Origin of the sequence: Aeromicrobium sp. UBA7512 (assembly GCF_002476985.1) — a bacterium.
GTDB lineage: Bacteria > Actinomycetota > Actinomycetes > Propionibacteriales > Nocardioidaceae > Aeromicrobium > Aeromicrobium phoceense.
Genome location: NZ_DLNK01000003.1, coordinates 1 through 8,121 on the forward strand (window position 1 = coordinate 1; position 8,121 = coordinate 8,121).

Below are 8,121 nucleotides of genomic sequence, written 5' to 3' on the forward strand. Positions count from 1 at the left end.
GACGCTTGTACTCCGCCCGGTCGACGAGGGTGATGACCTTCTCCACCACGACGGGGTCGAATCCCTCGGCGACGACGTCGGCCGAGCCGAGGTCACGCTCGACGTAGGCGTCGAGGATGCCGTCGAGCACGGGGTACGGCGGGAGGCTGTCGGAGTCGCGCTGGCCGGGGCGCAGCTCGGCCGACGGCTCCTTCGAGATCGTGTTCGGCGGGATGGGCGGCGTCTGGCCCTGCGACTCGGCCCAGGCGTTGCGCCACTTCGCGAGCTCCCAGACGATCGTCTTCGGCACGTCCTTGATCGGTGCGTAGCCGCCGACGGCATCGCCGTAGATCGTGGAATAGCCGGTGGCGAGCTCGGACTTGTTGCCGCACGCGAGGACGAGGTGGTTCTCGGCGTTCGACAGGCCCATCCAGATCACGGCGCGAATGCGGGCCTGGAGGTTCTCCTCGGCGATGCCCTCGAGGTGCAGCGCCTCCTGGTAGGAGTCGAAGATCGGCGCGATGGCGATGGTGCGCAGGTCCAGGCCGGTGCGCTCGGCCTGGTCGGCGGCGTCGGAGCGCGAGTGCTCGGTGGACCACGCGCTCGGGTTGGAGACGCCGAACACGCGGTCGGCGCCGAGAGCGTCCACCGCGAGCGCGGCGACCACGGTGGAGTCGATGCCGCCGGACATGCCGAGCAGCACCGACGGGAAGCCGTTCTTCTCGACGTAGTCGCGCAGGCCCAGCACGATCGCCTGCCAGCGCTCGCCGAGGTCGTCCCACCGCTCCGCGACGCTGCCGGTGACGGGCTCGTACGCGGGCAGCGGGTCGCTGCTGATGACCGTGCGCTCGACCAACAGACCCTCGAACCGCGTTCCGGGCTCGGGCATCTGCGCCGTGGCGGCCTGGAGGTCGAGGTCGGCGATCAGCAGCTCGGGCTCGAACTGCCTCGCGCGGGCCACGACCTCGCCCTGCGCGTCGACCACGAGCGAGTCGCCGTCGAAGACCAGCTCGTCCTGGCCGCCGACGAGGTTGGCGTAGGCCACCGCGCACTCGCCCTCGACCGCGCGCCGCGCGCACAGCTCGAGCCGCTCGTCGTCCTTGGCCGCCTCGTAGGGCGAGCCGTTGAGCACGACGAGCAGGCCGGCCTCGGCGGACTTGGCGGCCTTCGAGGGACCCTCCTGCCAGATGTCCTCGCAGATCGCGATCGCGACGTCGACGCCGTGGACCTGGATGATCTGGGTGCGGTCGCCGGCGACGAAGTGGCGGAACTCGTCGAACACGCCGTAGTTGGGCAGGTGGTGCTTGTCGTAGCGGGTGACGACCTCGCCACCGGTGATCACCGAGGCCGCGTTGACGGGCGCGTTCTTGGGCACCCCGAGGCGGTCCGACACGTCGGTGGCGCGGTCGAGGTGGCCCACGATGACGACGAGGTCGCCCAGGTCCTCCTCCGCGAGGCGCTCGGCCAGCGACGTGACGGCTGCCTGCGAGCGCTCGATGAACGACCGCCGGTAGGCGAGGTCCTCGATCGGGTAGCCGGTCAGCACCATCTCGGGCGTGACCAGCACGTGCGCGCCGGCGGCATGGGCGTCGCGCGCCTGCTGCAGGACGAGCTCGAGGTTGCCCTCGACGTCTCCGACGACGGCGTTGATCTGGGCGAGGGCGAGGCGAAGTTGCGGCACGGTTCCCACCCTAGGGCGTGCCGCGGGGCGCAGCCGGGTGGCGGCAAACGGCCGCGCGCGGCTCGCCCGAGCGCGGCCCTACACTGACCGCATGGGTAAGCAGGAGGACTTCGTCCTACGCGCGATCGAGGAGCGGGACGTCCGCTTCGTCCGGCTGTGGTTCACCGACGTGCTCGGCTCGTTGAAGTCGGTGGCCATCGCCCCGACCGAGCTCGAGGGCGCGTTCGAGGAGGGCATCGGCTTCGACGGCTCCGCCATCGAGGGCTTCGCCCGCGTCCACGAGGCCGACATGCTGGCCAAGCCGGACCCGTCCACGTTCCAGATCCTCCCGTGGCGCGGCGAGACGCCCGCCACGGCGCGCATGTTCTGCGACATCGCGATGCCCGACGGCAGCCCGTCGTACGCCGATCCGCGCTACGTGCTCAAGCGTGCGCTGGCGAAGGCCGCCGACGCGGGCTTCACGTTCTACACGCACCCCGAGATCGAGTTCTTCGTCTTCAAGTCCAAGCCGGAGCCGGGCACGCGTCCGGTCGCGGTGGACGACAGCGGGTACTTCGACCACACCGCCCAGGGCGCCAGCCAGGACTTCCGCCGCGAGGTCATCACGATGCTCGAGGCGATGGGCATCTCGGTGGAGTTCAGCCACCACGAGGGCGGCCCGGGCCAGCAGGAGATCGACCTGCGCTACGCCGACGCGCTGTCGATGGCCGACAACATCATGACGTTCCGCACGATCGTTCGCGAGGTCGCGCTGAGCCAGGGCAAGTGGGCCTCGTTCATGCCCAAGCCCTTCACCGACCACCCCGGATCGGGCATGCACACGCACGTGTCGCTGTTCGAGGGCGACGAGAACGTCTTCTACGAGGCCGGCGCCGAGTACCAGCTGAGCAAGACGGGCCGCGCGTTCATCGCCGGCGTCCTCGAGCACACGCCCGAGATCACGGCCGTCACGAACCAGTGGGTGAACTCCTACAAGCGCCTCGCGTGGGGCGGCGAGGCGCCGAACTACGTGTGCTGGGGCCACAACAACCGCTCCGCGCTCGTGCGGGTGCCGATGTACAAGCCGCACAAGTCCGGCTCGGCCCGGGTCGAGCTGCGCGCCCCCGACTCGGCATGCAACCCCTACCTCGCGTACGCGCTGATCCTTGCCGCGGGCCTCAAGGGCATCGAGAACAGCTACGAGCTGCCGCCCGAGGCCGAGGACGACGTCTGGTCGCTCAGCGAGAACGAGCGTCGTGCGATGGGCATCGCCCCGCTGCCGCGCAACCTCGACGAGGCGATCCGCACGATGGAGAACAGCGAGCTCGTCGCCGAGACGCTGGGCGAGCACGTCTTCGACTTCTTCCTGCGCAACAAGCGCGCGGAGTGGCAGGACTACCGCTCGCAGGTCACGCAGTTCGAGATCGACCGACTGATGCCGGTCCTGTAAGTCCCGTGACCCGCACCCGCTTCTCGGACCCGGAGACCGCCACCGCGAACCTCGCACGGCTGGGCTCCGTCTCGTCCGAGTTCGTCGACCAGATCGCCGCGGTCGCCGATCCCGACGGCGCGCTCGCGTCGCTCGTGGCGCTCGCCGAGACCGACGAGGGGCCGCGGCTCATGGCCGCGCTGGAGGACGACCCCGTCCTGCGCGAGCGCGCGATGATCGTGCTCGGCACCAGCCGCGCGATCGGCGAGTTCTGGCGACGGCACCCCGAGTACGTGCTCGACCTGGTGGGGGAGCGCCTGCTGGAGCGGCCGGCCACCGAGCCCGAGTACCGCGAGTGGCTCGCCGACGTGACCGATCCCGACGCGCTGCGCGTGCGCTACCACCGCGAGCTGGCCGCGATCGCCGCGCGCGACCTCAACGCGCACACCACCTTCAAGCAGTCATCGGCCGAGCTGTCCGACCTCGCGGTCGCCACGCTCGACGCCGCCCTGCGGATCGCCGGGGACGAGGAGGAGGACGCCGACCTCGTCCGCCTGGCCGTCATCGCGATGGGCAAGACCGGCGGCCACGAGCTGAACTACGTGAGCGACGTGGACGTCATCTTCGTGCACGAGCCGGTCGAGGGCGCCGACGAGCAGCGCGCCGCGGCCGCCGCCACGCGCATGGCGGGCGCGATCATCCGGATCTGCGGCGACCTCACCGCCGAGGGCACGATCTGGGAGGTCGACCCGAACCTGCGCCCCGAGGGCAAGCACGGCCCGCTGAGCCGCACCCTGGGCAGCCACGTCGCCTACTACGACCGCTGGGCGGTCACGTGGGAGTTCCAGGCGCTGCTCAAGGCGCGGTACGCCGCCGGCGACCGCGAGCTGGCCGAGGCGTACCTCGAGGCGCTGCAGCCGATGGTGTGGAAGGCCGCCGAGCGCGACGACTTCGTGCCCGAGGTCCGCCGGATGCGCCGGCGCGTCATCGAGAACATCCCGGCGGCCCACCGTGACCGCCAGCTGAAGCTCGGCAGCGGCGGCCTGCGCGACGTCGAGTTCGCCGTGCAGCTGCTGCAGCTCGTGCACGGCCGTGTCGACGAGCAGATCCGCAGCCCCAACACGCTCGAGGCCCTGCGGGCCCTCACCGACAAGGGCTACGTCGGACGCCGCGACGGCTCGGCGCTGGAGGAGGCCTACGAGTTCCTGCGTGCCCTCGAGCACCGGATGCAGCTGTTCCGGCTGCGTCGCACCCACCTGGTCCCCGAGGACGTCGACGACCTGCGGCGGATCGGCCGCAGCATGGGCTTCACCACGAATCCGGCCGACAATCTGGTCAAGGAGTGGCAGGCGCACCGGCGGATCGTCAGCCGCCTGCACGAGAAGATCTTCTACCGGCCGCTGCTCGAGGCCGTCGCGTCGCTCCCGGAGGACCGCCTGCGCCTCAGCACCGAGGCGGCGCAGGACCGGCTCGCGGCGCTGGGCTACAGCGACCCGAAGGGCGCGATGGCCCACATCGGCGCGCTCACGTCGGGCGTCACGCGACGGGCCGCCATCCACCGCTCGCTGCTGCCGGCGATGCTCTCGTGGTTCGCGGAGTCCCCGCAGCCCGATGCGGCGCTGCTCGCGTTCCGGCAGATCTCCGAGGAGCTCGGCGACTCGCCCTGGTACCTGCGCAAGCTCCGCGACGAGGGCACCGGTGCGCAGCAGTTCGCGCACATGCTGGCCTCCAGCACGTACGTCACCGACCTGATCCGCCGGGCGCCCGACGCCGTGGCGCTGCTCGGCGACGACGAGGCGCTCGTGCCGCGCGACCTCGACCGGCTCGACACCGAGATGACCCTCGCGGCCAAGCGGCACCAGATCCCCGACGGCGCCGTGCGCGCCGTCCGCCGGATCCGGCGCCGCGAGCTGTCGCGCGTCGCGATGAGCGACGTGCTGGGCCGGCTCGACGTCACCGAGGTCGGCGAGGCGCTGACGGCGATCAACACGGCCACCATCGCGGCCACGCTCGCCACGGCGGAGGCGGCCTGGACCCAGGACCACGACAAGCCGCTGCCGACGCGCAACGCCATCGTCCTGATGGGCCGGCTCGGCGGGCACGAGGCGGGGTACGGCTCCGACGCCGACGTGATGTTCGTGCACGACCCGGTCGAGGGGGCCGACGGCGACGAGGCGAAGGCGTGCGCGCTGTGGATCGCCCAGCTCATCCGGCAGATGCTCGGTGCCGCGGGAGCCGACCCCGCGCTCGAGATCGACGCCGGACTGCGTCCCGAGGGCAAGAACGGCCCGTTGGTCCGCTCGTTCGACGCCTACGCGGCGTACTACGCCAAGTGGTCGGACACGTGGGAGGCGCAGGCGCTGCTGCGCGCCGAGGCCGCCGTGGGCGATCCCGAGCTGTGCCGCCGGTTCACCGAGCTGATCGACCCGCTGCGGTACCCCGAGGGCGGCCTGTCGGCCTCGCAGGAGCGCGACATCCGGCGGATCAAGGCCCGCGTGGACTCCGAGCGGCTGCCGCGCGGCGCCAACCCGAACACCCACCTCAAGCTGGGACGCGGGGGACTGGCCGACGTCGAGTGGACCATCCAGCTGCTGCAGATGCAGCACGCGCACCGGGTGCCGGCGCTGCGCACCACGCGCACGATCGACGCCCTGGAGGCGGCCGCCGACGCCGAGATCCTCTCGGCCGAGGACGCCCAGGCCCTCATCGAGTCCTGGCGCTTCGTGACCCGCATCCGCAACGGCGTGGTGCTGTGGCGCGCCAAGCCCGCGGAGTCGATGGTCGAGACCACGGCCGACCGCGTGGGCCTCGCGCACCTCCTCGGCATCGGGCAGGACCACACCGAGGAGATGGTCAACGACTACATGCGGATCACCCGCCGGGCCCGGCAGGTCGTGGAGCGCGTCTTCTACGAGTGACCGCCCGCCCCGAGGTGCAGGGCGGCGGATGAGCGCGGGTTAGCCTGAAGGCATGCTCTCGCGTCTGCTGCTGCCCCTCGTCCTGGCCGTGGGGCTGCTCTCGGCGGCCCCGGCGACGGCCGCGGGTCCCACGCCGGTCGCGCCGGCCGTGGCGCCGACCTCGCAGCCGGCTCCCCAGCAGATCGTCGTGCGTGAGGGCCCGAAGGTGAAGGGCACCCACCGGTTCGGCAGGACGCTCACCCGCTCGGTGGGCCGCTACTCCGTCGGGGGGCTGCAGATCCGCACCCAGTGGCTGCGCGACGGCAAGCCGATCAAGGGCGCCACCCGCTGGAAGTACAAGCTCGGCGTGCGCGACGTCGGCCACACGGTGCGCGTGCGGGTCACCGTCAGCAAGCCCGGCTACCGCACCGTCACGCACCGCTCGCCGTGGCGCAAGGTCAAGCACGTGCGCGACGTGCGGCGCACCGTGAAGTACTCGATCGCGACGAACGGCAAGATGACCACGAGCGTGAAGACGTTCAAGCGCCAGGTCGCCGAGATCCTCGACGACCCGCGGGGCTGGCGTGCCGGTGGCATCCGGTTCAAGCGGGTGAAGTCGGGCGGCTCGATGACGATCGTGCTGGCCCAGGCCTCGCGCGTGCCCACGTACTCGAGCGCCTGCTCGTCCACCTGGAGCTGCCGGGTGGGGCGCCACGTGATCATCAACCAGGAGCGCTGGAAGCACGCCTCTCCGGCCTGGAACGCGGCGAAGGGCACGACCCTGCTGGGGTACCGCCACATGGTGGTGAACCACGAGACCGGCCACTGGCTCGGCTGGCACCACAAGTCCTGCGGCGGCAAGGGTCAGAAGGCCCCCGTCATGATGCAGCAGTCGAAGGGCCGCAACGGGTGCACGTTCAACCCGTGGCCGAAGCCGTCGGAACGCAACGTGCCCCGGTACCGCTGAGGCACCGGGGCACGAGCGACGTGCCGATCAGCTCATGATCGACGCGCAGGTCTCGTCCTTCTCGAACGCCTTCTTCAGCCCCTCGTCGCTGGCGCTGAGCTCGGCGAGCGGTCCTTCGTAGCTCGACGACTCGGCGAGCGACTCGCTGACCTGCAGCAGGGTGGCCTGCATCTGGTCGGCGTTCGCCGTGCTGGCCGCCTTGAGATTCTTGATGACGCCCTGAAGCGTCTGGGCGCCGGTGTCGAGCGACTTCTTCGCCTGGTCGTAGGCCGCCGCGTCGACCTCCGGGGGAGTGCCGGCGTCCTGCAGCACCTTGGCCTGCGCCTCGAGTCGGTCGCGCAGGGTGCGCAGGAACGTCATGATGGCCTCCTTCGACTCCGCCGCGCTGCCGTCGGTGGCGGGCGGCTCGACGGGTGCCGTGGTCGGCTCGAGCGCCTGGCACAGCGACTGGGCCCACTTCTCCTGGGGAGTCGCCGCAGCCGCTTCGGGCTCGTCGCTGGAGCCGGTGCAGCCGCCCAGCACGAGACCCGCTGCCGCACCGGCGAGCATCACCCGGATGGTCCTGTTCATGGTGTTGCCTTCCGATCGGAACGAGGGAGGGCCCCACCGCGGCTGCGGCAGGACCCTCCCCGGTGTTCAGTTGATGATCACGCAGCTCACGGAGCGAGCGTCGCGGTCAGCTTGTTGCCCGGACCCGAGGCGAAGAGCGACAGGATGTCGTTCAGCGGGCCACAGCCCTGCAGCTTCGCGATCGAGTAGGTGCTGGTGACCGTACCGCCCGCGAGCGGGTCGAAGCGGCCGTTGGACGCCAGGCGGATGTCGGACGGCTTGGACGTCTGGCACTTGGCGCCGCCGCCGAGCTTCAGACCGAACGACTTGATCGAGGTGATCTGGATGTTCACCTTCGAGTCGGCGGTCAGCTGGCCGGTGGAGAGGTTGATGCCACCGTTGGTCTTGCCCACCGAGGTGAAGGCGAGGTCAGCGTCGACCGGGAGGAAGCCGAGGGCCTTCAGCTTCGCCTTGGTGTTGTCCAGCGTCAGATCGGCGACGAACTGGCCGGTGGCGAGGTTGAAGTCAGCCGCGACCTTGCCGTTCAGCGGGGCGGTGCCGTTGCCGGCCTTGATGGTCGTGCTGCCCTTGAGCTTGAACGGCACCTTGATGACCGGGTCCGTGGTCGGCTCCGTGGTCG

6 protein-coding genes are annotated in these 8,121 nt (G+C 71.0%); 3 read left to right on the forward strand and 3 right to left on the reverse strand.

Annotated features, from left to right (window positions below; translation table 11 throughout):
• Positions 1–1,660 (reverse strand): NAD+ synthase (locus tag B2363_RS01830; RefSeq protein WP_286928049.1); only part of this gene is annotated, 1,660 nt, incomplete at its 3' end.
• A gap of 91 nt (positions 1,661–1,751) precedes the next feature.
• Here B2363_RS01830 and B2363_RS01835 point away from each other — a divergent pair.
• The 3 genes from B2363_RS01835 to B2363_RS01845 are packed head-to-tail and all read left to right on the forward strand — an operon-like array spanning position 1,752 to position 6,932.
• Positions 1,752–3,089: a glutamine synthetase family protein gene (locus tag B2363_RS01835; protein WP_181756662.1), complete on the forward strand. Its 1,338-nt coding sequence runs from the start codon at positions 1,752–1,754 to the stop codon at positions 3,087–3,089.
• 5 nt (positions 3,090–3,094) lie between these two features.
• Positions 3,095–5,986 (forward strand): bifunctional [glutamine synthetase] adenylyltransferase/[glutamine synthetase]-adenylyl-L-tyrosine phosphorylase, encoded by a 2,892-nt coding sequence (locus tag B2363_RS01840; protein ID WP_286928051.1) that lies wholly within the window; start codon positions 3,095–3,097, stop codon positions 5,984–5,986.
• Positions 5,987–6,038: 52 nt separating this feature from the next.
• Entirely contained in the window at positions 6,039–6,932 is an 894-nt protein-coding gene (locus tag B2363_RS01845; RefSeq protein ID WP_286928053.1) for a DUF3152 domain-containing protein, read from the forward strand.
• Positions 6,933–6,959: 27 nt separating this feature from the next.
• Here B2363_RS01845 and B2363_RS01850 read toward each other — a convergent pair whose 3' ends face one another.
• On the reverse strand, positions 6,960–7,502 hold the full coding sequence (locus tag B2363_RS01850; RefSeq protein WP_286928054.1) for a hypothetical protein: 543 nt from the start codon (positions 7,500–7,502) through the stop codon (positions 6,960–6,962).
• Between the two features lie 86 nt (positions 7,503–7,588).
• On the reverse strand, positions 7,589–8,121 hold a 533-nt coding region (locus B2363_RS01855), incomplete at its 5' end, for a hypothetical protein (RefSeq protein ID WP_286928055.1).

Bases quoted from the DNA above. Each gene is read 5' to 3' on its own strand.
- B2363_RS01845 (WP_286928053.1), top strand. From the start codon at position 6,039: ATGCTCTCGCGTCTGCTGCTGCCCCTCGTCCTGGCCGTGGGGCTGCTC.
- B2363_RS01850 (WP_286928054.1), bottom strand. From the start codon at position 7,502: ATGAACAGGACCATCCGGGTGATGCTCGCCGGTGCGGCAGCGGGTCTC.
- B2363_RS01835 (WP_181756662.1), top strand. From the start codon at position 1,752: ATGGGTAAGCAGGAGGACTTCGTCCTACGCGCGATCGAGGAGCGGGAC.